Source organism: Sporosarcina ureae (assembly GCF_002082015.1).
Lineage (GTDB): Bacteria > Bacillota > Bacilli > Bacillales_A > Planococcaceae > Sporosarcina > Sporosarcina ureae_A.
The window spans coordinates 1,158,009-1,178,832 of record NZ_CP015109.1 but is presented as its reverse complement, the minus strand read 5'-3'; the positions used below and the strand labels follow the sequence as shown (position 1 = coordinate 1,178,832).

Annotated in this window: 20 protein-coding genes; 17 read left to right on the top strand and 3 right to left on the bottom strand. The window is 38.3% G+C overall.

Annotated elements, in window-relative coordinates; translation table 11 throughout:
- Window positions 1–12: 12 nt before the first annotated feature.
- Complete coding sequence (locus tag SporoP17a_RS05815) at window positions 13–1,290, bottom strand: IS110 family RNA-guided transposase (protein WP_083033546.1); 1,278 nt, start codon at window positions 1,288–1,290, stop codon at window positions 13–15.
- 660 nt (window positions 1,291–1,950) lie between these two features.
- Between SporoP17a_RS05815 and SporoP17a_RS17085 the strand changes: the two genes are divergently transcribed.
- The 3 genes from SporoP17a_RS17085 (at window position 1,951) to SporoP17a_RS17080 (ending at window position 2,637) form a co-directional block, all read left to right on the top strand.
- The gene (locus SporoP17a_RS17085; protein WP_083033544.1) at window positions 1,951–2,208 is read left to right on the top strand and encodes a rod shape-determining protein; all 258 of its coding nucleotides are present in this window, start codon (window positions 1,951–1,953) and stop codon (window positions 2,206–2,208) included.
- A gap of 3 nt (window positions 2,209–2,211) precedes the next feature.
- On the top strand, window positions 2,212–2,343 hold the full coding sequence (locus SporoP17a_RS17115; protein WP_257788190.1) for a hypothetical protein: 132 nt from the start codon (window positions 2,212–2,214) through the stop codon (window positions 2,341–2,343).
- Window positions 2,344–2,472: 129 nt separating this feature from the next.
- Entirely contained in the window at window positions 2,473–2,637 is a 165-nt protein-coding gene (locus SporoP17a_RS17080) for a rod shape-determining protein (protein ID WP_167693387.1), read from the top strand.
- 208 nt (window positions 2,638–2,845) lie between these two features.
- Here SporoP17a_RS17080 and resA read toward each other — a convergent pair whose 3' ends face one another.
- Window positions 2,846–3,376, bottom strand: coding sequence for a thiol-disulfide oxidoreductase ResA (gene resA / locus SporoP17a_RS05800; RefSeq protein ID WP_083033540.1), 531 nt, complete (start codon window positions 3,374–3,376; stop codon window positions 2,846–2,848).
- A gap of 200 nt (window positions 3,377–3,576) precedes the next feature.
- On the opposite strand from resA, the gene SporoP17a_RS05795 reads away from it, so the two are divergent.
- The 8 genes from SporoP17a_RS05795 to lgt all read left to right on the top strand — a co-directional run bounded on the left by SporoP17a_RS05795 (window position 3,577) and on the right by lgt (window position 12,138).
- On the top strand, window positions 3,577–4,938 hold the full coding sequence (locus SporoP17a_RS05795; RefSeq protein WP_083033538.1) for a sensor histidine kinase: 1,362 nt from the start codon (window positions 3,577–3,579) through the stop codon (window positions 4,936–4,938).
- A 20-nt stretch (window positions 4,939–4,958) separates the two neighbouring features.
- Window positions 4,959–5,636: a response regulator transcription factor gene (locus SporoP17a_RS05790; protein ID WP_083033536.1), complete on the top strand. Its 678-nt coding sequence runs from the start codon at window positions 4,959–4,961 to the stop codon at window positions 5,634–5,636.
- Window positions 5,637–5,651: 15 nt separating this feature from the next.
- On the top strand, window positions 5,652–6,569 hold the full coding sequence (locus tag SporoP17a_RS05785; RefSeq protein ID WP_083033534.1) for a F510_1955 family glycosylhydrolase: 918 nt from the start codon (window positions 5,652–5,654) through the stop codon (window positions 6,567–6,569).
- A gap of 23 nt (window positions 6,570–6,592) precedes the next feature.
- Complete coding sequence (locus SporoP17a_RS05780; protein WP_083033533.1) at window positions 6,593–7,327, top strand: urease accessory protein UreH domain-containing protein; 735 nt, start codon at window positions 6,593–6,595, stop codon at window positions 7,325–7,327.
- Between the two features lie 103 nt (window positions 7,328–7,430).
- A complete protein-coding gene (locus tag SporoP17a_RS05775) occupies window positions 7,431–8,141 on the top strand; it encodes a cytochrome c biogenesis CcdA family protein (RefSeq protein ID WP_083033531.1) in 711 nt (236 codons plus the stop codon).
- A 311-nt stretch (window positions 8,142–8,452) separates the two neighbouring features.
- On the top strand, window positions 8,453–10,102 hold the full coding sequence (gene resB, locus SporoP17a_RS05770; protein WP_083033529.1) for a cytochrome c biogenesis protein ResB: 1,650 nt from the start codon (window positions 8,453–8,455) through the stop codon (window positions 10,100–10,102).
- The gene (gene ccsB / locus SporoP17a_RS05765; protein WP_083033527.1) at window positions 10,102–11,286 is read left to right on the top strand and encodes a c-type cytochrome biogenesis protein CcsB; all 1,185 of its coding nucleotides are present in this window, start codon (window positions 10,102–10,104) and stop codon (window positions 11,284–11,286) included. The genes resB and ccsB overlap by 1 nt, the downstream gene beginning before the upstream one ends.
- A 42-nt stretch (window positions 11,287–11,328) precedes the next feature.
- Window positions 11,329–12,138 (top strand): prolipoprotein diacylglyceryl transferase, encoded by an 810-nt coding sequence (gene lgt, locus SporoP17a_RS05760; RefSeq protein WP_083033524.1) that lies wholly within the window; start codon window positions 11,329–11,331, stop codon window positions 12,136–12,138.
- 157 nt (window positions 12,139–12,295) lie between these two features.
- Here lgt and SporoP17a_RS05755 read toward each other — a convergent pair whose 3' ends face one another.
- Window positions 12,296–14,323 (bottom strand): copper-translocating P-type ATPase, encoded by a 2,028-nt coding sequence (locus SporoP17a_RS05755; RefSeq protein WP_083033522.1) that lies wholly within the window; start codon window positions 14,321–14,323, stop codon window positions 12,296–12,298.
- A 294-nt stretch (window positions 14,324–14,617) separates the two neighbouring features.
- Here SporoP17a_RS05755 and istA (SporoP17a_RS05750) point away from each other — a divergent pair, with 294 nt between their 5' ends.
- The 6 genes from istA (SporoP17a_RS05750) to SporoP17a_RS05725 all read left to right on the top strand — a co-directional run bounded on the left by istA (SporoP17a_RS05750) (window position 14,618) and on the right by SporoP17a_RS05725 (window position 20,791).
- Window positions 14,618–16,072 carry an IS21 family transposase gene (gene istA / locus SporoP17a_RS05750; protein ID WP_083033520.1) on the top strand — a complete coding sequence of 485 codons (1,455 nt, stop codon included), beginning with the start codon at window positions 14,618–14,620 and terminating at the stop codon, window positions 16,070–16,072.
- Window positions 16,069–16,794 carry an IS21-like element helper ATPase IstB gene (gene istB, locus SporoP17a_RS05745; protein ID WP_083033518.1) on the top strand — a complete coding sequence of 242 codons (726 nt, stop codon included), beginning with the start codon at window positions 16,069–16,071 and terminating at the stop codon, window positions 16,792–16,794. Before istA (SporoP17a_RS05750) ends, istB (SporoP17a_RS05745) begins: the two co-directional genes overlap by 4 nt.
- A gap of 673 nt (window positions 16,795–17,467) precedes the next feature.
- Complete coding sequence (locus SporoP17a_RS05740) at window positions 17,468–18,031, top strand: hypothetical protein (protein WP_208859815.1); 564 nt, start codon at window positions 17,468–17,470, stop codon at window positions 18,029–18,031.
- A gap of 128 nt (window positions 18,032–18,159) precedes the next feature.
- The gene (gene istA / locus SporoP17a_RS05735) at window positions 18,160–19,614 is read left to right on the top strand and encodes an IS21 family transposase (RefSeq protein ID WP_083033520.1); all 1,455 of its coding nucleotides are present in this window, start codon (window positions 18,160–18,162) and stop codon (window positions 19,612–19,614) included.
- On the top strand, window positions 19,611–20,336 hold the full coding sequence (gene istB, locus SporoP17a_RS05730; protein WP_083033518.1) for an IS21-like element helper ATPase IstB: 726 nt from the start codon (window positions 19,611–19,613) through the stop codon (window positions 20,334–20,336). The genes istA (SporoP17a_RS05735) and istB (SporoP17a_RS05730) overlap by 4 nt, the downstream gene beginning before the upstream one ends.
- 8 nt (window positions 20,337–20,344) lie before the next feature.
- On the top strand, window positions 20,345–20,791 hold the full coding sequence (locus tag SporoP17a_RS05725) for a plastocyanin/azurin family copper-binding protein (RefSeq protein WP_237262390.1): 447 nt from the start codon (window positions 20,345–20,347) through the stop codon (window positions 20,789–20,791).
- Window positions 20,792–20,824 lie beyond the last annotated feature (33 nt).

The window sequence follows — 20,824 nt, the reverse complement described above, 5'->3', positions numbered from 1 at the left end:
CGAATGTAATGCTTAGGCAGCTCTTTCGAGCGTGGGAATGTCCCTCATCATTTGCTTAGCGTCAAATACCATGTGCTTCGTACAGATTGCGTGCAGTACTTTCAGTAGTTTTCCGCAGAGAACTACAATGGACTGTTTCTTGCGTAATGGATTCACTTGTCTGGTTGTGTAATACTCGTGCAGTTGTTTAAATGCTTGGTTGTGCCGAATCATCGGCATCATGACACGGAAGAGTAGTGCACGCAGCTGACTTCTTCCCCTTTTGGAAATTCGTTTCTGTCCCTTGTGCTGTCCGGAAGAATTTTCCCTCAATGTTAATCCCGCAAGTTTCAATAATTGGCGTGGATGATTATAATGGGCAAAACTGCCGATTTCCGATAGTAAATCAATGATGGTTGCGTCTCCAAGTCCTGGGACTGTTTGGAGATACTCGTACTCAACTGTAGCTTGAATAAACGCTGTCAGCTGTTCTTGAAGCGATGCCAGTTCCTTCTCAAGTTGGCGATAACGTTGAACAAGTGTGGCAATTTCAATACGGGCCATCTGTTGTCCTTCTGTTACGCCTATAGAAGTACGTGCATTTTCAATGAGCTTTTTTGTCTTCGGCAACTGGGGAGATTTCATCCCCTCTACCGTCCGGTAGGTTGCCAGTAGTTCTGACGGTTCCTGATTCACTATCTCAGATGGGAATGGAGTACATTCCAAAACGGCTAGCGCCATTTTACCAAACGCTGGAAATATTCCTTGGAACTCGGGAAAGTACCGATCAGTCCAGCGAATCATCTTGTTTTTTATCGCGTTCAATTCTTCAGTAAGATTACCTTTCAAAGTCGAACCAACCCGTAGTTCTGCCTCTGTCTCCCTTAAAATTCTAGGGTAGCTGTAACGTCCATCTTTCACCAAACGGGCGATGACGAGGGCATCTTTTGCATCGTTCTTTGTTTGAAGATTGTCGTCCAGCTCCTTGGACTTCTTTACATGCATGGGGTTGCATACGACGAGGGGGATGCCCCGATCATCGAGAAAGTAAGCCAGGTTGAGCCAATAGTGGCCGGTAGGTTCAATACCTATGATGACATCACTTTTACCAAATTGTTTCTTAGCGTTTAGAATACACTCATAGAAGTATTCGAACCCATGGCTTGATTGATGAACAGGGAACGATTTCTTAAGAATCAGGCCACGTTCATCGACCATGCAGGCGTAATGTGTGCGCTTGGCGATATCCATTCCGATAACTAGCGTCTGATCCGTGACTTGATTAATCTTTGCGTTTTGCGTAAAATTCATGATGAGTCCTCCTTGGTATTTAAATTAGGGGTCAATTCGTGCTGATTTGACACCCCGCATCATACCAAGAGGGCTCTTTGTGTTCAAGTCCCCGAAAAAGCTTCTAACAGGAATGCTCCTTTAAATAATAATTATTACCATTTAATTCAATTACATTTTTTATCACATAAGAAAAGAAACCATTAAGCAACTAATAATTAATCGAATGAACCATGTTTTTTGCAAAACTTTTGCGTAATTTAAAGATATACTAATAAACATCTCGTGTAGTTTCATTTATATAGGAATTATTCCTAATAATCGCAATAGGTCGTCCTTGATAGATAAAAAAAGTTGGTGACACTAAACGGATTATTCTTAACCAAGATGATATCGAACCTCAATAAGTAATAGGAATGCAGTAATTAGTGGTTATCACAATTTATGAAACCTGGTGGTGTTTATGATAAGAAAACTATAGGTAAGAAAACTATATTCTAAAAGAGGAAGAAATATTAATTCTAAGTCTCCGTATTTCCTGCAAACTTTTAAAGTATAGTAAATGCTGAACCTTTATTCTTGAAAAACATGGTGTTATTGAAGATTATGAAACAACAAAGATGTAGAGTTATTTTATAAAGGAATCACAAAAAGAGCATTATAGGCAATACACCGCATGTAATGCTTTGTGCTCCATCAGGGGTAACAACGTTAGAACGGCTTGCTGTGATTAATGCAGCTAAACAAGCAGGGACTCAGTATATCTTTTTGATTGAAAAGGCGTTTGCTGCAGCAATTGGTTCTGGTTTACCACTATGGGAACAATCGTCCAGCATGGTTGTTGATATTGGAGCTAGCACAACAGAAATCAGGGAAATTTCTTTAGGTGGATTAATAATTAGTCACACCATATGTGTGGCTGTTAATGAGATGGATTAATCAATGATTAGTTATACTAGAAAAATTAATTTAATAATAGAGGAAAGATCGGCCGAAAATATTAAAATGAAAATTGGCGCTGTTGGAGATATAGAAGAACTTACGTGTATGGAAGTGCGTGGCGGGATCAACTAACCGGGCTACCCAAAACTATTGTGGTTCAGCCAGAGGAAGTCAGAAATGCATTAAGTGATACGGTTTATTCCATTATCAATTCAGTAAATGTACATTAGAAAACCTTCTCCAGAACTCACCGCGGACATTATGGATAATGTGATAATATTAACAGGCGAAGAAGCTGTGTTACGTAATATAGATAAATTTATTAGTGAAGAAACTCAAATAGCTGCAGGCCCTATCGATTGTACAGCAAACGAAATAGGGGTAGTTTTAGAATATATTCATTTATTTAAAACTAAAGAAAAATAAATTTATGTTGACAAATTAATGGCTATGACATGAAATCTTCACTGAGTGATGAATGAGGATAGTTATAATGAATTGTAAAATGGGCAGTCCCAGGTAAAAACCTTTGGACTGCCTATTTATTATTTTCGGGAGACTATATTATGTTTGCCGAAGAATGTATTCATCTCTAAGGAACATCCTTTTTCGATTAGAATTATTTAACTTTGTTTTAGGGCTTAATCTGTTCCATATAACCTTTAATGTCATTTTCAGACATTTCCCCTGTTATAATCTTTACAATCTTCCCATCTGGATTAATAAGAAGCGTTGTTGGCAGTGGTTTTACATTATACGTTTGCATGACACTTTTTGTTGTATCAATTAAAGTAGGAAACACCATTCCGTACTGCTTAGCGAATGTTCGAACTTTTAAATCCGGTTCAGCAATGTTAACCGCCAGTATTTGAACGCCTTGGTCTTTATAAACTTGGTATTGCCGACCCATTGCGGGCATTTCTTTTTTACAGGGTGCACACCAAGTTCCCCAAAAGTTTAAAAAGACACCTTGACCTCTATACGCTGATAACTGATGCTTTTCCCCATCCAAATCAATAAGTGAAAAGTCTGGCGCATCATCCCCGACTTGTAAAACATTATATTTTTCTTTTGCAAAACTTGTATATACTGCAAATATTATGGCGGCTGCTAAAAGAAATAATATGACTGATCTCATGATTAAACGATTCTTTTTATTTTTCAATTACTGAATCCCCCTATCCATATTCTTTTGGATCTTTAAAAAATAATCCAAAAGGTATTTCCTAATGATTATACTAATGAGATATCAAAAAAGTGTGCAGACACAAAGACGTCATGAATACATAAGCATTGCTAAATTGAAACGAGTCTGCATACCTTCTCCATAATCTTTTTCTATACTCATTACATGAGGAGGTTCATATGCATAAAATCTCAACCAAGTTGGCGGCTTACTTTATCGTTGCCTTTCTCATGCTAGAAGCGATTCTGATGATTTATTTGCATCAGAATATCATTCATGCGAGAGAAGATGAAGAGTTTGCGCGTTTATTAGCAAGTGGTTCCAATCATAGAAATGTGCTAGAGGACAATTATTCACCAGAAACAATTACCCATATTGTTTTGATGGAAGCCGAAAAAGACAGGGAAGTTATTATTACTGGATTGAACAATGAAATTATCCGTAGTTCAGATGAAAATCTTAATGTCTATACACCTTACTTATCTTTAATTCAAAACTCCGCTATTGAAGATGACCAAATCCTTATACCTGAATGGAAGGATTCACCGTACATTGTGAGTGCGCATCCATATGAAGTAGGGGAGGGTCAGTCCGGATATGTTGTCATGTTTCAGAGTAGTCAGCCGATCGAGCGGTTAGTGAGTAAGTTAAATCAACATTTTGGTTTAGCAGGTGGCGCAAGTATCATTATTCTTTTTATTATCTATTCAGTCCTATCAAAGTTTCTAACGCGCCCTTTAATTCGAATGAAGGAAGCGACAGGGAAATTAAGTGAAGGAAAATTCGATGTAAGTCTACCGGCAATGGGAAATGACGAACTTGGCGAATTATCGACTGCAATTATGAAATTGGCAACGGACTTGGAAAGAATAAAGAAAGAGCGTAACGAGTTTCTTGCATCAGTCTCTCATGAACTTGGTACACCGCTTACGTATTTAATCGGGTATTTGAAAGTGGCGATGAGAGAAGAGTTGACAGAACAGGAAAGAAATCGTTATTTAAACATTATTGCTGAAGAAGCTAATCGGATGAAAGACCTTGTGAAAGATTTAATGGATTTAGCGAGAATGGACGAACTAACGTTTACAGTAACGAAAAATGATTTTTCAGCTAAACAGTTTATTGCGGATATCCATCGTCTTGTTTACCCATCCTTTAAATTGAAAAAAGTGGAGCTCAATTTGCATTGTGAAGCGGAATTCAATATTCATGCAGATCCATTAAGGTTAGAACAGATTGTTTTAAATCTGTTAGACAACGCATTAAAGTATTCAGATGAATTTACAACGGTGACATTAGAGATAGCTAAAGTGCAACAACATACAGTCATATGCGTTACAGATGAAGGGATTGGAATTCCATTGACAGAAATTGATTTAGTTTTTGAGAAGCTCTATCGAATTGAAAAGTCTAGATCTAGATCATTCGGGGGATCAGGCCTCGGACTTGCGATAGTGAAGGAACTCGTGGAAGCGCATGGCGGAACGATTGATGTGAAAAGTGTTGTAGGTGAAGGAAGCACATTCACAATTAAAGTCTAAACAATTAAGGAGTCGGACAGATGCGAACAATTTTACTTGTAGATGATGAACAAAGAATGCTGGATTTACTAGAACTGTTTTTAGCACCTCATGGCTTCAAGTGTTTAACAGCGACGAACGGTAAAGAAGGACTTGAAAACTTAGGGAAAGAAAAAGTTCACCTTGTTTTGCTGGATGTGATGATGCCGGACATGGATGGATGGGAAGTGTGTAGGAAAATACGTAGGTTCTCTGACGTCCCTGTAATTATGCTCACAGCGCGGTCTGATAAGTCGGATTTGGTAAAAGGACTTGATAACGGTGCAGATGATTATATAACAAAACCTTTCGATGAAGGCGAGCTGACAGCACGGGTGAATGCAGTACTACGCCGGTATTCAACAGAGGAGAAAGACGGCCAACATACAGTGTATGGTGATTTTGTTTTGAATAGAGATTCCTATGCCTTGCAGCATAAAAATAAGGACGTACAGCTTACTTTAAAAGAATTTTACATCATTGAAACCTTAATTACGCAGCCGAAAAGGACCTTTACGCGGGAACAGCTATTACTTGCGGCATGGGAATATGACACGTATACAGATATCCGAACAGTGGATTCGCATATTCGTAATTTAAGAGAGAAATTAAAAATTGCTGGATTTCCGATGGATGAATTCTTAAAGACCGTATGGGGAATCGGCTATAAATGGTATTAAAGGAGAAGTATACTGATGAAAAAAATAAAGAATTTAGTGGTATTGCTAGTATTTGTCGTCATTCTGTCGTCTTGTAGCAAAGAAAGTGAGCCGTATGCGTTTGAAAAGGTGGAAAACAATAAATTTGAACATTTACATGGGCTCGGCTACATAAACGGCGGACCTGAAATTGTGATTTCAACACATGAAGGGCTTTATGAATATGACAAAGATGAATGGAAAGAAGCGACGAGCGAAAAGAACGATTATATGGGTTTTCAAGCGATACGTGACGGTTTTTTCTCGAGTGGGCATCCGGAACCTAAATCCGCCTATAAAAATCCGTTTGGTCTAATTAAAAGCACAGATCGCGGTGCAAGTTTTGATAAGTTAGCGTTCTACGGAGAAATCGATTTTCATTATCTTGCAGCGGGTTACGACTCAAATGCAATTTATGTGATAAATGAAATGCCGATGAAAGAGATGGCGGATGGGCTTCATTATACGTTAGATGAAGGTGCAACGTGGGAAAAGGCTGCTATGAATGAATTCAATTCAGAATACATCTCTAATTTGGCTGCTCACCCATCAAAGAAAGAGATGATTGCGATTGGAAGTAAAGACGGCATATTCATTTCGAGAGACTTTGGTGAAAACTTCTCCCTGTTTAATGATGCGACAATCGTTCTCTATGCAACATTGACTGAAACCGGTGGCTATTATTCGAGTTATGAAAATGAGACAGTGCAGCTGAAATCGTTTACCTTCGATGACGAACAAGAAATCGCAATTCAACTTCCCGATGACACGATGAACCCAATTGTTTTTATCGCAGTCAATCCAGAAGATGAGAAAGAGATTGTTATCGCAACGCATACGAATGATATTTATTTGACGAAAGATAAAGGTCTTAACTGGAATGAACTTTCAGTGAATGGTGAGTTAGTAAAATAAGAAAATGGATGGTGCTTAAATAAATGTATGGATTGATGTCGGAAATCAGTCAAACAATAACTGAGCCAGTGACCATTCTTATAAATTCTTTTGAACAATTTCCCTTTGTGGTCGCACTTCTTTTGGGCTTAATTGGGGCTGTCGCTCCTTGTCAGCTTACAGGAAACATGAGCGCAATTACTTTGTATGGGAACCGTACAATTCAAATGAAGAATGACATGGGAGAAATTGTGGCATTTATTACTGGGAAAGTAGCTGTGTTCAGTTTTCTTGGACTATTCGTATGGTTCTTTGGGGAATCATTCGAGACTTCGCTAATAGAATACTTTCCATTGTTCCGTAAAGTAATCGGTCCACTTATTATTATTACGGGTCTCGTTTTGCTTGGTATTCTTAAGTTAGGATTTCTTCGAAAATTAACGATGCGCATTCCTACGCGTCTACGGAATGGGAAGTTAGGTTCTTTTATGTTGGGCGCAAGTTTTTCGCTTGCTTTCTGCCCGACGATGTTTGTACTTTTTTTCGTTTGGCTTATGCCCTTGGTTTTGACCACTTCTTATGGTTTTATCTTGCCCGCTGCTTTCGGTATCGCAACGTCCCTTCCGCTCATTGTTCTGTTTCTTTTACTATGGTTCTTTGATGCGAAGCGACTCATTATGAAAAACAGCATGAAGGTAGGAAGAATTATACAACGTTTGGCCGGTGCGATTCTTATCTTCATAGGAATCATTGATACAATCACATATTGGGGAATTTAATTTCATTCAGCGAGGGGCCAAGCCTCTGCTAAATGAAATGAAGGCCTCCGGTGCATTTGTTTATTTTGTTTTTTGGATTTTTACAGAAAAGGAGCCTAGATAAATGTTTGCAGATTTGAACTTGTTTCTTGCATTTGGTGCTGGTTTTTTAAACTTTATATCCCCGTGTACATTACCGTTATATCCAGCCTTTATATCTTACATAACGGGTATGTCACTTGATGAAATGAACTCGGATAAAGGGAAATCTCGGAAAAGTGGAATTCTCCATACGATTGTTTTCCTACTCGGTTTTTCGGTTATCTTTATCTTTCTAGGATATAGCTCATCACTTGTCGGTACGTTTTTTTATCAGTATCAAGATTTACTCCGTCAGATAGGTGCGATTTTTATTGTCATCTTCGGTTTGATGATTCTTGGTTTCTTTACGCCTAAGTTTTTAATGAAGGAGAAAAAATTACAATTTAAGAATCGACCGGCCGGCTATATTGGAACATTCCTTATAGGCCTAGCATTTGCAGCGGGATGGACGCCATGTACTGGACCAATCACGGGAGCTGTTTTCATGATGGCTGCACAAAACCCAGGGTCTGGGATGTGGTATATGCTTGTCTATGTTTTAGGGTTTGCAATACCATTTTTCCTACTTTCAATTTTTATCACACGTGTTAAATGGATCCAAAAATACAACCGAACAATAACGAAAGTCGGGGGCTACTTAATGATAGCACTTGGTATACTCCTTTTCTTTGATGGTTTAACATATATCATCATATGGCTGAGTCCGTTTTTTGGTGGGTTTATGGGGTTCTGACATAGAAGCAGAAAGGACATAGCTTTCATCGATTTACTTATGCACCATAGAAGAACGCTGAATAAGAGTGCGAGTAATCATAATAATCCCATAGAAAAAGTCCGCCATTGTGCGGGCTTTTTCTATGGGATTATTTTATATTGCAAAAGGAAAATACCTAAATATAATCGTTCACATACTTGTCTAATGAATTCCATTAATACTGCATAATTAGCCAGTACACTTAACTATAGAAGAATTTATGGAGTATGGATGAAATATTATATGCTTTCATCCATAAATAATATAAATGAAGGAGGAGTCAATTCAAGATGAGCAAAATTAGATGCCAATGTGGACATGAAAACCCATTTGGTACAGTACTTTGTGAACGGTGTGGGAGGCCACAAACAGAAGAAGCGAAAAAAAGTAAACTGATTGATATGCGTTACGAAGGTTCTGCAAGAAGATCGCAAACATATAAAAAGTCTATTATTGATAAAGTTTGGAACTTCTTCTCTAGTGTGAAAATAGGCGTTAGTATTATTATTGCAGTTCTTACAACTTCAGCAATTGGAACTTTATTTCCGCAAAAGTTATTTGTCCCTGTTGTAAGGGAAGTGGATATTGCAGCTTATTATGAAAAGTATTATGGTACTGCCGGCGTTCTATATTATAAGCTTGGATTTTATGATATGTACAATAGCTGGTGGTTCATTACGCTCATTGGAATGCTTGGTATTTCTATCATAGTCGCCAGCATTGATCGGGTTGTGCCTTTATACAAATCATTGAAAAAGCAACGTACGAAGCGTCATGTATCATTCTTGAGAAGGCAACGAATCTATGGTTTTGGTTCAGTTGAAGATGCCGACGGGTCAATGGCTAAAGCAGAAGAGAAACTAAAAGCGTTACGTTACAATATAAAAGCCGAAGATGGTGCGCTATTAGCAGAAAAAGGTCGATTTTCAAGGTGGGGTCCATATGTCAATCATACAGGGCTGATTATCTTTCTCCTTGGTGTTCTACTGCGAGGTCTTCCAGGTTTTTATGTCGATGAAACACTCTGGCTTCGTGAAGGAGAGACGCGTTCACTCCCTGGTGCACCGGGGTACTATTTAAAGAACAATGAATTTATTATTGATACATATTCTAAAGGAGAAGACGAAGTATTTGGTGAGGCAATAGACCGCGTTGGAACTATCGTGAAAAACTACCAATCGGATGTCACGTTATATAAAGAAGCGGAGGGCGGGCTTCCAGGCCAGTCCGAACAACTGGAATTTGTCAAAGATTATTCCATCATTGTCAACAAGCCGCTTAACTTTGACGGATATAATGTTTTTCAAATGGATTATCGTCTCGATGAACTAAAATCGATGACATTCAGTCTGACTGAAAAAGCATCGGACACATCACTTGGTGAATTTACTGTTGATCTTATCAATCCTGAATCGATCTATCGACTAGGAGAAGATACGTATGTGGAACTAAAGGACTTTTATCCAGATTATGATGGTACTGAGGATGGTAAGCCGAAATCCAAGTCACCAGTTCCGAACAATCCTGCATTCATTTTCAAAATGGTGACACCGGACAAGCCAGCCGGTGAAATGAGTTTTGTTGCCATACGAAGTACACTTGAAACGGAACCGAATGATTATAAAGCAAAGTTTGTCAGTGCAGAAACACGTGATACTACTGGGCTTGTTATCCGCAAAGACAAAACATTGTATATCTTGCTTGTCGGAGGAATTATTTTTATGATTGGCGTTGCTCAAGGGTCCTATTGGAATCATAGAAGAATATGGATTCAAGAGGGGGAAGGCAATGAGCTATTCCTTGCTGGACACACAAATAAAAACTGGTTTGGCTTAAAAGAGGATCTAGATAAAGTAAAAGATTTTGCAAACTTGCCACTTTATGAAGATAGGCAAGATACTGAGTCCAGTATGGATGAAGTGAAAGGGGACAACTCATAATGGAACTTGCATCTTTAAGTGCTAATTTACTTCTCGTCTCGTTTGTTGCTTATCTCATTGCAACGATGTTCTTCGGAGGTGCGGTAAAAGGTTCAAATTCAGAAGCTACGTATAAAAATAATCGTTGGGGAAATATCGCGATTGTTATTACAATCATCGGATTCATTACACATTTAGGATACTTTGTTCTACGTTGGATTGCATCTGGACATGTGCCGGTAAGTAATATGTTTGAATTTACGACTGCATTCGGGATGATGGTTGTAGGGGCGTTCATCTTATTGTTTTTCATTTACAGAACACCTTCACTTGGCTTGTTTGCGTTGCCACTTGCGATCATTATCATTGGTTATGCAAGTATGTTTCCAAGAGAACTTGCACCGCTTATCCCAGCGTTACAAAGCTACTGGTTGACAGTTCACGTTATTACAGCTGCAATCGGTGAGGCGATTCTCGCAATCAGTGCAGTGGCAGGGCTCGTGTTTCTATTGAAAAATGTCGACTTAACAAAATTGTCGAAACAACGATTTTGGTTGGAATCGGTTATGTTCACACTAATTCTTGTTGTCGGTTTCATCTTGTCTGCTTCGACGTTTGCTGCTATGGGATATGAAGCGAAATTCACCTATATTACTCAAAGTGAACAACAAGCTCAAATCGTATATAACTACCCGCCTTTATTTGGTATGAATGAGTATGAATCACTAACCCCAGATAAAATGACGCCATTTGCGGAAATGCCTGCAATCGTCAACGGGAAGACATTGACAACACTCGTCTGGTCAGTTGCAACTGGCACCGTTCTTTATTTGTTGCTTCGACTTGTTTTACGTCGTCCAGTTGCAACATTGTTCCAGCCATTTGCGAAAAAGGCTAATTCTCAAGTTATGGACGAAATCGGTTACCGATCCGTCTTAATTGGATTCCCGGTGTTTACCCTCGGTGCCCTCATTTTCGCTATGATTTGGGCACAGGAAGCATGGTCTAGATTTTGGGGATGGGACCCGAAAGAAGTATGGGCACTTATTACATGGCTATTCTATGCCGCTTATCTTCATCTACGGCTATCCCGTGGATGGGAAGGCAAGAAATCGGCCTGGCTTGCGGTTATCGGATTTATCATCATCATGTTTAATCTAATTGCGGTTAACTTGATTATTGCAGGGTTGCATTCATACGCGTAAGAATATACACCTATTAATCATCAAGAGGGAAGAGGTTGATACATGACTAATCTATTAGCAATAAACCCTGTTGCATTTTCACTAGGACCGATTGATGTCCGTTGGTATGGTATTTTGATAGCACTCGGCATCGTTCTTGCATTCGTTGTTGTCCAGAAAGAAATGATGAAACGTGGGATGCATCCAGATTTTTTGACGGATTTACTTATTTGGGCAGTTCCGATTTCAATCATTAGTGCGCGGATCTATTACGTCATTTTCTCTTGGGGTTACTATAAAGAGAACCCAGGGCAAATTATTCAAGTTTGGGAGGGCGGTATCGCCATCCATGGAGCATTGATAGGTGCTTTTATTACGGCATATATATATACGAAGCATCGGGGCGTTTCATTTTGGAAAACGGCTGATATTGCAGTTGCTGGACTTCTGATAGGTCAAATTATCGGCCGATGGGGCAATTTCATGAACCAAGAAGCGCACGGTGGACCTGTTACGGAGAAGTTTCTTGAAACGACAGTCATTCCAGAATGGATAATGAATCAAATGATGATTGATGGCGTGACATATCATCCGACGTTCCTTTATGAATCGCTATGGAACATTGTAGGGCTTATTATCATTATTTGGTTACGTAGAGTGAATGTAAAACGTGGCGAAATGTTTCTGTTTTATCTCGTGTGGTATTCCACCGGCCGGTTTTTCATAGAGGGAATGAGGGCAGATAGCCTATATGTCATTGGAGACCTAAGAGCCGCGCAGCTATTGTCCGTTACGGCTATTGTCGCCGCAGTCGTTATTTTTATTGCTAGGCGTTATGTTCGGAAAGTGGATGTGACTTATCAGGATGAATAGAAAAGGACTTTGGAAATTAGGGTCATTTTAAGAGGGGAATCAGATTTTATTATCAATAGACGAAAGTACACTATTGATTATGATGTATACAAAAACGCCGTGGAGATTTTCCATGGCGTTTTTTGTATTGGCACTTGCTATTTAGATCTGCACTGTATTAAATTTTCAATAAACGTGCATTAATTGCAACGATTACAGTACTTAGAGACATTAGTATTGCACCGACAGCTGGGCTTAGAACAATTCCATAGTTATAAAGAATGCCAGCAGCTAATGGGATTGCAACAATATTATATCCAGCAGCCCACCACAAGTTTTGTGTCATTTTGCGATAGGTCGCCCTCGAAAGCTTTATCACATTTACAACATCAAGCGGATTGCTTTTAACAAGAACGACATCAGCTGTTTCAATCGCCACGTCTGTTCCAGCGCCTACAGCAATACCAAGTTGGGCTATTGCAAGAGCGGGTGCATCGTTTACCCCATCTCCGGTCATAGCAGTTCGAAGACGCTCAACTTCTTGGATATGTCGAATCTTTTCAGACTTTTCGTGTGGAAGGACTTCAGCAAAGATTTCTTCCATTCCGAGCTGTTCACCTATATAATGTGCTACTTGTACATTATCACCTGTGAGCATGATAGATTTGATATTCATTTCTTTTAGTTGATTGATAGCATCTTTTGCTGTTTCGCGGACAATATCAGCAAGAGCGATCATACCGGCAAGTTTATTGTCAACCAGTGTGAATACCACAGTTTTTCCTTCCGAAGACCACTTATCGAATTGAACATTATTAAATTCAAGATTCAACTCTTTTACATGGCCAGGACTGACGACTAAGACCTGCTTTCCATCGACCGTTCCTTCCAAGCCTTTTCCGGTCAATGATTGGAAATTTTCTACTCGTTTAAGAGGGAGGCCTATTTCTTCGGCTTTCCTAGTTACTCCTTTTGCAAGAGGATGTTGGGATTGAGCCTCGACTGCAGCCGAATAGGAAATGACATCTTCCTCACTGAAATCATTAAATGTATAAATGTTTGTTACACCAAATTCACCTTTTGTAAGTGTTCCTGTTTTATCGAAAACAACGGCTTCAATATTTCGGGCGCCTTCAAAAGCTGCTCGATCTCGTATTAGAAGTCCATTTTTGGCTGCTATAGATGTTGAGACGGCGACTACTAGTGGAGCTGCCAGACCTAAAGCATGCGGACACGCTATAATTAGCACGGTTACCATTCTTTCCATCGCGAATGATACGGGATAGCCAAGTGAAATCCAGATAACAAAAGTTAGCAAACCAGCAGCTAGTGCGCCATAAAATAACCATTTTGCAGCTCTGTTAGCAAGGTCCTGAGCCCGTGATTTAGATTCTTGAGCTTCTTTAACCAAGGTGATAACTTGCGAGAGGTACGTTTCACTTCCGGTCTTCATGACAGAAATGACAAGTGCTCCTTCACCATTTATGGATCCTCCGATAGCTTCTACACCGGCTTCTTTTTCGACTGGGATTGATTCGCCTGTCAGCATCGATTCATCAATTGTCGATTTTCCTTCAAGTATTTGTCCATCTACCGGCACTTTTTCGCCAGGCTTGACGAGTACACGATCTCCTTTATTTAACTCCGTTACGTCTACTTCTGTAATATTGCCATCCTCGTCCATGAGATGAGCTTCGGAAGGCATTAACTTTGCTAGCTCTTCTAATGCTTTGGACGCACCCATTACTGAGCGCATTTCAATCCAGTGGCCAAGTAGCATAATGTCAACGAGTGTAGCTAATTCCCAAAAGAAATCATTTGCCGCGAATCCAAATACCGCAGCTGTGCTATATACATAGGCCACTATAATGGCTAATGAAATCAGTGTCATCATGCCGGGGTTTTTATCTTTCAGTTCATCTTTTATACCCGCAAGGAATGGCCATCCCCCATAAAAGAATACAAATGTTGACAGTGCGAACAAAATGTACACGTCTCCTGTGAAACGCCAGTCAACATCAAGGAACATTTGAATCATGGGTGACAGAATCAAAATAGGAACGGTCACAATCAATGAAATAAAGAAGCGCTTTTTGAAATCCTCTACCATATGGGCGTGATGATCATGATGACCTTGATGAGAATCTGCATTCTTGTGAGTAAGGTGCTCGCTATTTTCATGGTGATGGTGTGAATGATTTGACATATAATTAACTCCTCTCTCTAATTTATCCAAAATATGTACAAATTAAGTATATCAATAATTTGTGCATAAAATATGCAATATCCAAGTTGCTTATCTGGATATAGTAAATAATCTTCAATTCTAATGTGCGCTAAGGTATGACAGACATGTGTGTAGTGCAAGATAGAAGTACAGAGTTTTGAAAGGAATAAGTACATAACGCTGCAATTGTAAAATAATAATAAAAGGCTTGCCAGCCTTCCAAAATTTCTCTACTGTATTGGTGTCGAATCAAATCAGTGGAGGTTGAGAGGAATGCTGGCAATGCCTGAAATCAATTGTATCAAATTAATGAGGAATCAGAAATCATTATCTATAAATCACATAGCAAAAACGTTACATCTTAATTGGAGAACTGTTAAAAAGTATGCGGATGAAGACCAACTGCCTCAAGAGAAAGTGTTGAAAAGATCCGGTATGATGTACGAAGAAAAATGGGGAGAAATTGTTAGTGATTGGCTTTGGGAAGATCAAAAGCTAAAGAGAAAGAAACGGAGAACAAACCAAGGGATCTTTACTGGGCTACAAGCTCTAGGATTCAAAGGTTCCTATCGGACCGTATCGTACTTTATTAAAGAGTGGCGAGAAAGTAGAGAAAATATTGAAGATGAAACTACAGATAAAAACTATGAGCGTCTTATACATCCGCCTGCAGAAGCGCAGTTAGATTTCGGGTTAATGGAAGCTGTACAAGATGGTAAGTATCGTGATATTCACTGTTTAATTATGACCCTACCGTTCAGTAATGATGCCTATTCAATTCCGTTGCCATCAGAAAATCAAGAATGTCTTCTCTATGGACTCAAGAAAATATTTCAGCAGCTAGGTGGCGTACCAAGAAAAATCCGAATCGACAACATGGTAACCGCTGTCACTAAACCAAGAAATAAACACGAAGAAACTGTGTTTGCAAATGAATTCTTACAGTTTGCGAATCATTACGGATTCGAACCTCAAGCCTGTAATCCGTATTCAGGACACGAGAAAGGAAATGTAGAAAATAAAGTTGGCTATGTTCGATATAACTTCATCACGCCCGCACCAGTTATAGAGAACTTGGAACATCTGACGAACTTATTGCAGCAAAAGCATACAAAAGATCGAGAACGAATTCATTATGAGAAGAAAATCTCGATACAAAAACTTTTGGAGGAAGAATTTGAATATTTATTGGCTCTACCAGATGAAGAATTCCCCGTGTTTAAAGAGAGTAAGGTTCAGTCTAATAAGTATGGTGAAATCACTTTAGATAAAGTGAGAGTCTATATTCCAAGAGGAAATAACTATCCATCCTTATCTATTGTGAAATATTGGAACCGATTCAAAGTACTATCTCCTCACGGAGAGATTCTATATGAAGACAACCGTCCTTATATGCATAAGAATCGTGAGATTCCCTGGCAATCAATCTTAAAATCTTGGTTAAGTAAACCGCGTGCAGTAAGCTATTCACGGTTCTCTCCGTATCTTCCAGGTCGTATTTATGAATACATCAATATCTCAAATCTGACGATTCGTAAAGAACGTTTACATTGGTTAATAGCGCTATTAGCAACTCATAATATGAACCAAATCAATGATGAATTCTACGACCTCTTGAGTGGCCAATCTGAAGTCTTAAAAGAACCTGAAGAGCATCCTTATGATGTTAATTGGAGTATGTATGATCAGTTACAAAGTACGTCACAGATTGAAGGTGAAACTCGATGACTTCTAATCTGAAAAGTATTTGTAAAACATTACGCTTGGCTTATGTGAATGAGATTTACGAAGATATCCCTTTCGAGAATCCTACTCAATTTTTAGATGAGTTGTTTCAAAAGGAACTTCAATTCCGAGAGGAAGCAAAATCAGAACGTTTAATAAAGAAAGCTAAATTTACTCAGAAGAAGTCACTTTCTTCATTTCAATGGAATGAACAAATTCATTTTCCAGCACACATTGATAGTGAGGAACTATGTAAGGTAGACTTTATCGGTCGTAGAGAGAACTTGATATTAACTGGAGCACCAGGTACAGGGAAAACACATCTCGCAACTGGCATAGGTTATGAGGCTTGTAAGCGTGGATTAGAAGTACGCTTTTACAGAGTTTCTGATCTCGCTGAATCATTGGAAAAAGCATGGCGCGACGGCAAATTAGCGCAGTTTAGAGGTCGATTCAAAAGTGTGGATTTAATTATTTTAGATGAGATGGGATACGTACCCTTCAACAAAGAAGGAGCTGAGCTCCTTTTCCAACTTATTTCAGATTGGTACGAACAGAAAAGCTTGATTATCACGTCAAACCTGGAGTTTAGTCAATGGAATCGTGTATTTAGTGATTCTAGACTAACTGCCGCATTAGTAGATCGTGTGATCCATCATGCTCACATTTTGAATTTTACTGGAGATAGTTTCAGAGTTACAAACGCTTTATCGCGACAAAGATAAAAACTAAATTGAAGGCTGGCAAGCTTGTGTATTTTTCATTGCAAACTTATGCACTTTCTTCTTGCAAAACACAACATGTGCGGTGTAGTTTTAACATCTCGAATAGGAAAAATGATTTTATAGTACTTTATTGATTGTGCTGGACTTTTTACTATGTGTTTTACTAGGAAAAAGCTAGTTTTTCTATAGATTTAGGAAAGTCAATGAAAGGATTTCGGTTCCCTTGAATTTCAAAATTGCTTTATTTCGATCCTTTTCCGTATTCCGATTCAAAGCGGGCCATTGCATAAAACCCACAGTGAATATGAACTTTTTGGAATTTGCTTTTGATTCAACTTCGTAATATGGAAAGTTTGCCTGAATGCTATTGCATTTTGGTTCACAAGCAAATAAAGAATGTAAAATAATTTTCCGGTACATAGCGATTGTGTGAATGATTGGACACTCAATTAATTACCCCCCCTCAATTTTCCAATTATAAGTATATCTTTAGTATACCTAGTAAATATGCAAGAATTATGCAGTATATATGTTCTTTTTATACTCAGAATAATAGAATTATCCCCAAATGTCAGTCATGTAGTCCACATTGGTTACATACCCTTATAAGGTATATTATCTTTTATTTGAATATGGAAAATCAATATATTTTAGTTTAAGAGGTGGGGGATTGATGGGGAACTATGAAATATTTATACTAGGTTCGCTCGGCTTGTTAACACTAATCGTTGTTACATTAGCAATAATCTGGAGGAAAAGATTTCGAACGATGCATGGAATGATGATTTCAATGTTCTTTGGAATGAATGTAGGTTTGACTGCTGGTGTCCTATTCGGTGTAACCTATCAAGGGGATTTATATTTTTCAACAATACTATCAATGACTATAGGTATCCTGGCAGGTGCTTTATGTGGGTTTTGTTTCGGAATACTCTGCGTGATAGAGGGAGTAATGGCCGGCTTAATGGGTGGCATGATGGGCGCAATGTTAGGTGAAATGATTATTGTAAATCAGTCAATCAATTTGATAAAAATATTTTTATTTTTATCCATCAGTACAATTTTTGTGATTACCATTTTAAAAAGTTCAAAAGGAACTAAAATAGAAAATAAAAGATGGTTTTTAAAACCAGTTTTACTATCTGTTTTTATAGCAGTGTATATAATTTCGGGAAATTCATTCGCGGAAGAGAGTGGGGAATTAATGAATTCGAAGTTACTGTGTAGTGCAAGATAGAAGTACAGAGTTTTGAAAGGAATAAGTACATAACGCTGCAATTGTAAAATAATAATAAAAGGCTTGCCAGCCTTCCAAAATTTCTCTACTGTATTGGTGTCGAATCAAATCAGTGGAGGTTGAGAGGAATGCTGGCAATGCCTGAAATCAATTGTATCAAATTAATGAGGAATCAGAAATCATTATCTATAAATCACATAGCAAAAACGTTACATCTTAATTGGAGAACTGTTAAAAAGTATGCGGATGAAGACCAACTGCCTCAAGAGAAAGTGTTGAAAAGATCCGGTATGATGTACGAAGAAAAATGGGGAGAAATTGTTAGTGATTGGCTTTGGGAAGATCAAAAGCTAAAGAGAAAGAAACGGAGAACAAACCAAGGGATCTTTACTGGGCTACAAGCTCTAGGATTCAAAGGTTCCTATCGGACCGTATCGTACTTTATTAAAGAGTGGCGAGAAAGTAGAGAAAATATTGAAGATGAAACTACAGATAAAAACTATGAGCGTCTTATACATCCGCCTGCAGAAGCGCAGTTAGATTTCGGGTTAATGGAAGCTGTACAAGATGGTAAGTATCGTGATATTCACTGTTTAATTATGACCCTACCGTTCAGTAATGATGCCTATTCAATTCCGTTGCCATCAGAAAATCAAGAATGTCTTCTCTATGGACTCAAGAAAATATTTCAGCAGCTAGGTGGCGTACCAAGAAAAATCCGAATCGACAACATGGTAACCGCTGTCACTAAACCAAGAAATAAACACGAAGAAACTGTGTTTGCAAATGAATTCTTACAGTTTGCGAATCATTACGGATTCGAACCTCAAGCCTGTAATCCGTATTCAGGACACGAGAAAGGAAATGTAGAAAATAAAGTTGGCTATGTTCGATATAACTTCATCACGCCCGCACCAGTTATAGAGAACTTGGAACATCTGACGAACTTATTGCAGCAAAAGCATACAAAAGATCGAGAACGAATTCATTATGAGAAGAAAATCTCGATACAAAAACTTTTGGAGGAAGAATTTGAATATTTATTGGCTCTACCAGATGAAGAATTCCCCGTGTTTAAAGAGAGTAAGGTTCAGTCTAATAAGTATGGTGAAATCACTTTAGATAAAGTGAGAGTCTATATTCCAAGAGGAAATAACTATCCATCCTTATCTATTGTGAAATATTGGAACCGATTCAAAGTACTATCTCCTCACGGAGAGATTCTATATGAAGACAACCGTCCTTATATGCATAAGAATCGTGAGATTCCCTGGCAATCAATCTTAAAATCTTGGTTAAGTAAACCGCGTGCAGTAAGCTATTCACGGTTCTCTCCGTATCTTCCAGGTCGTATTTATGAATACATCAATATCTCAAATCTGACGATTCGTAAAGAACGTTTACATTGGTTAATAGCGCTATTAGCAACTCATAATATGAACCAAATCAATGATGAATTCTACGACCTCTTGAGTGGCCAATCTGAAGTCTTAAAAGAACCTGAAGAGCATCCTTATGATGTTAATTGGAGTATGTATGATCAGTTACAAAGTACGTCACAGATTGAAGGTGAAACTCGATGACTTCTAATCTGAAAAGTATTTGTAAAACATTACGCTTGGCTTATGTGAATGAGATTTACGAAGATATCCCTTTCGAGAATCCTACTCAATTTTTAGATGAGTTGTTTCAAAAGGAACTTCAATTCCGAGAGGAAGCAAAATCAGAACGTTTAATAAAGAAAGCTAAATTTACTCAGAAGAAGTCACTTTCTTCATTTCAATGGAATGAACAAATTCATTTTCCAGCACACATTGATAGTGAGGAACTATGTAAGGTAGACTTTATCGGTCGTAGAGAGAACTTGATATTAACTGGAGCACCAGGTACAGGGAAAACACATCTCGCAACTGGCATAGGTTATGAGGCTTGTAAGCGTGGATTAGAAGTACGCTTTTACAGAGTTTCTGATCTCGCTGAATCATTGGAAAAAGCATGGCGCGACGGCAAATTAGCGCAGTTTAGAGGTCGATTCAAAAGTGTGGATTTAATTATTTTAGATGAGATGGGATACGTACCCTTCAACAAAGAAGGAGCTGAGCTCCTTTTCCAACTTATTTCAGATTGGTACGAACAGAAAAGCTTGATTATCACGTCAAACCTGGAGTTTAGTCAATGGAATCGTGTATTTAGTGATTCTAGACTAACTGCCGCATTAGTAGATCGTGTGATCCATCATGCTCACATTTTGAATTTTACTGGAGATAGTTTCAGAGTTACAAACGCTTTATCGCGACAAAGATAAAAACTAAATTGAAGGCTGGCAAGCTTGTGTATTTTTCATTGCAAACTTATGCACTTTCTTCTTGCAAAACACAGTTACAACATAATGGTCATTCAGCAACAATTAATAATAGAGAAGACTTTAATACGAATAGCCAATTTATTGCTATAGAAACTACTGAAATGAAGTACTCAAAAACTAAAATTCTTGTTGAGAAAGATAAACCAATTACATTAACTCTCAAAAATTTGGATAAGATTGATCATGACATTGAAATTCGGACTTCCTCTTTTAATATAACAAAGAAATCCGAACAGAATCATGGACAAGATAAAAACTTATTACATCTTCATGCTGCACCTGAAAATACGGAAACGCTAACATTTAGCCTTACTGAATCTGGAATTTATGAATTTTATTGTACGATACCAGGACATAAAGAATTAGGGATGATTGGACGGTTTATTGTAAGTTAAATACTTTAACATACCAACACCGCATATATCGGT

What these genes read in the sequence shown, in the direction of transcription:
- SporoP17a_RS05785 (WP_083033534.1), top strand. Translation starts at nt 5,652, where the DNA reads ATGAAAAAAATAAAGAATTTAGTGGTATTGCTAGTATTTGTCGTCATT.
- istA (WP_083033520.1), top strand. Translation starts at nt 14,618, where the DNA reads ATGCTGGCAATGCCTGAAATCAATTGTATCAAATTAATGAGGAATCAG.
- resB (WP_083033529.1), top strand. Translation starts at nt 8,453, where the DNA reads ATGAGCAAAATTAGATGCCAATGTGGACATGAAAACCCATTTGGTACA.
- SporoP17a_RS17115 (WP_257788190.1), top strand. Translation starts at nt 2,212, where the DNA reads ATGATTAGTTATACTAGAAAAATTAATTTAATAATAGAGGAAAGATCG.
- istA (WP_083033520.1), top strand. Translation starts at nt 18,160, where the DNA reads ATGCTGGCAATGCCTGAAATCAATTGTATCAAATTAATGAGGAATCAG.
- SporoP17a_RS05740 (WP_208859815.1), top strand. Translation starts at nt 17,468, where the DNA reads ATGGGGAACTATGAAATATTTATACTAGGTTCGCTCGGCTTGTTAACA.
- SporoP17a_RS05815 (WP_083033546.1), bottom strand. Translation starts at nt 1,290, where the DNA reads ATGAATTTTACGCAAAACGCAAAGATTAATCAAGTCACGGATCAGACG.
- istB (WP_083033518.1), top strand. Translation starts at nt 19,611, where the DNA reads ATGACTTCTAATCTGAAAAGTATTTGTAAAACATTACGCTTGGCTTAT.
- SporoP17a_RS05775 (WP_083033531.1), top strand. Translation starts at nt 7,431, where the DNA reads ATGTTTGCAGATTTGAACTTGTTTCTTGCATTTGGTGCTGGTTTTTTA.
- SporoP17a_RS17080 (WP_167693387.1), top strand. Translation starts at nt 2,473, where the DNA reads ATGGATAATGTGATAATATTAACAGGCGAAGAAGCTGTGTTACGTAAT.
- SporoP17a_RS05755 (WP_083033522.1), bottom strand. Translation starts at nt 14,323, where the DNA reads ATGTCAAATCATTCACACCATCACCATGAAAATAGCGAGCACCTTACT.
- lgt (WP_083033524.1), top strand. Translation starts at nt 11,329, where the DNA reads ATGACTAATCTATTAGCAATAAACCCTGTTGCATTTTCACTAGGACCG.
- SporoP17a_RS05780 (WP_083033533.1), top strand. Translation starts at nt 6,593, where the DNA reads ATGTATGGATTGATGTCGGAAATCAGTCAAACAATAACTGAGCCAGTG.
- ccsB (WP_083033527.1), top strand. Translation starts at nt 10,102, where the DNA reads ATGGAACTTGCATCTTTAAGTGCTAATTTACTTCTCGTCTCGTTTGTT.
- SporoP17a_RS17085 (WP_083033544.1), top strand. Translation starts at nt 1,951, where the DNA reads ATGCTTTGTGCTCCATCAGGGGTAACAACGTTAGAACGGCTTGCTGTG.
- SporoP17a_RS05790 (WP_083033536.1), top strand. Translation starts at nt 4,959, where the DNA reads ATGCGAACAATTTTACTTGTAGATGATGAACAAAGAATGCTGGATTTA.
- SporoP17a_RS05795 (WP_083033538.1), top strand. Translation starts at nt 3,577, where the DNA reads ATGCATAAAATCTCAACCAAGTTGGCGGCTTACTTTATCGTTGCCTTT.
- istB (WP_083033518.1), top strand. Translation starts at nt 16,069, where the DNA reads ATGACTTCTAATCTGAAAAGTATTTGTAAAACATTACGCTTGGCTTAT.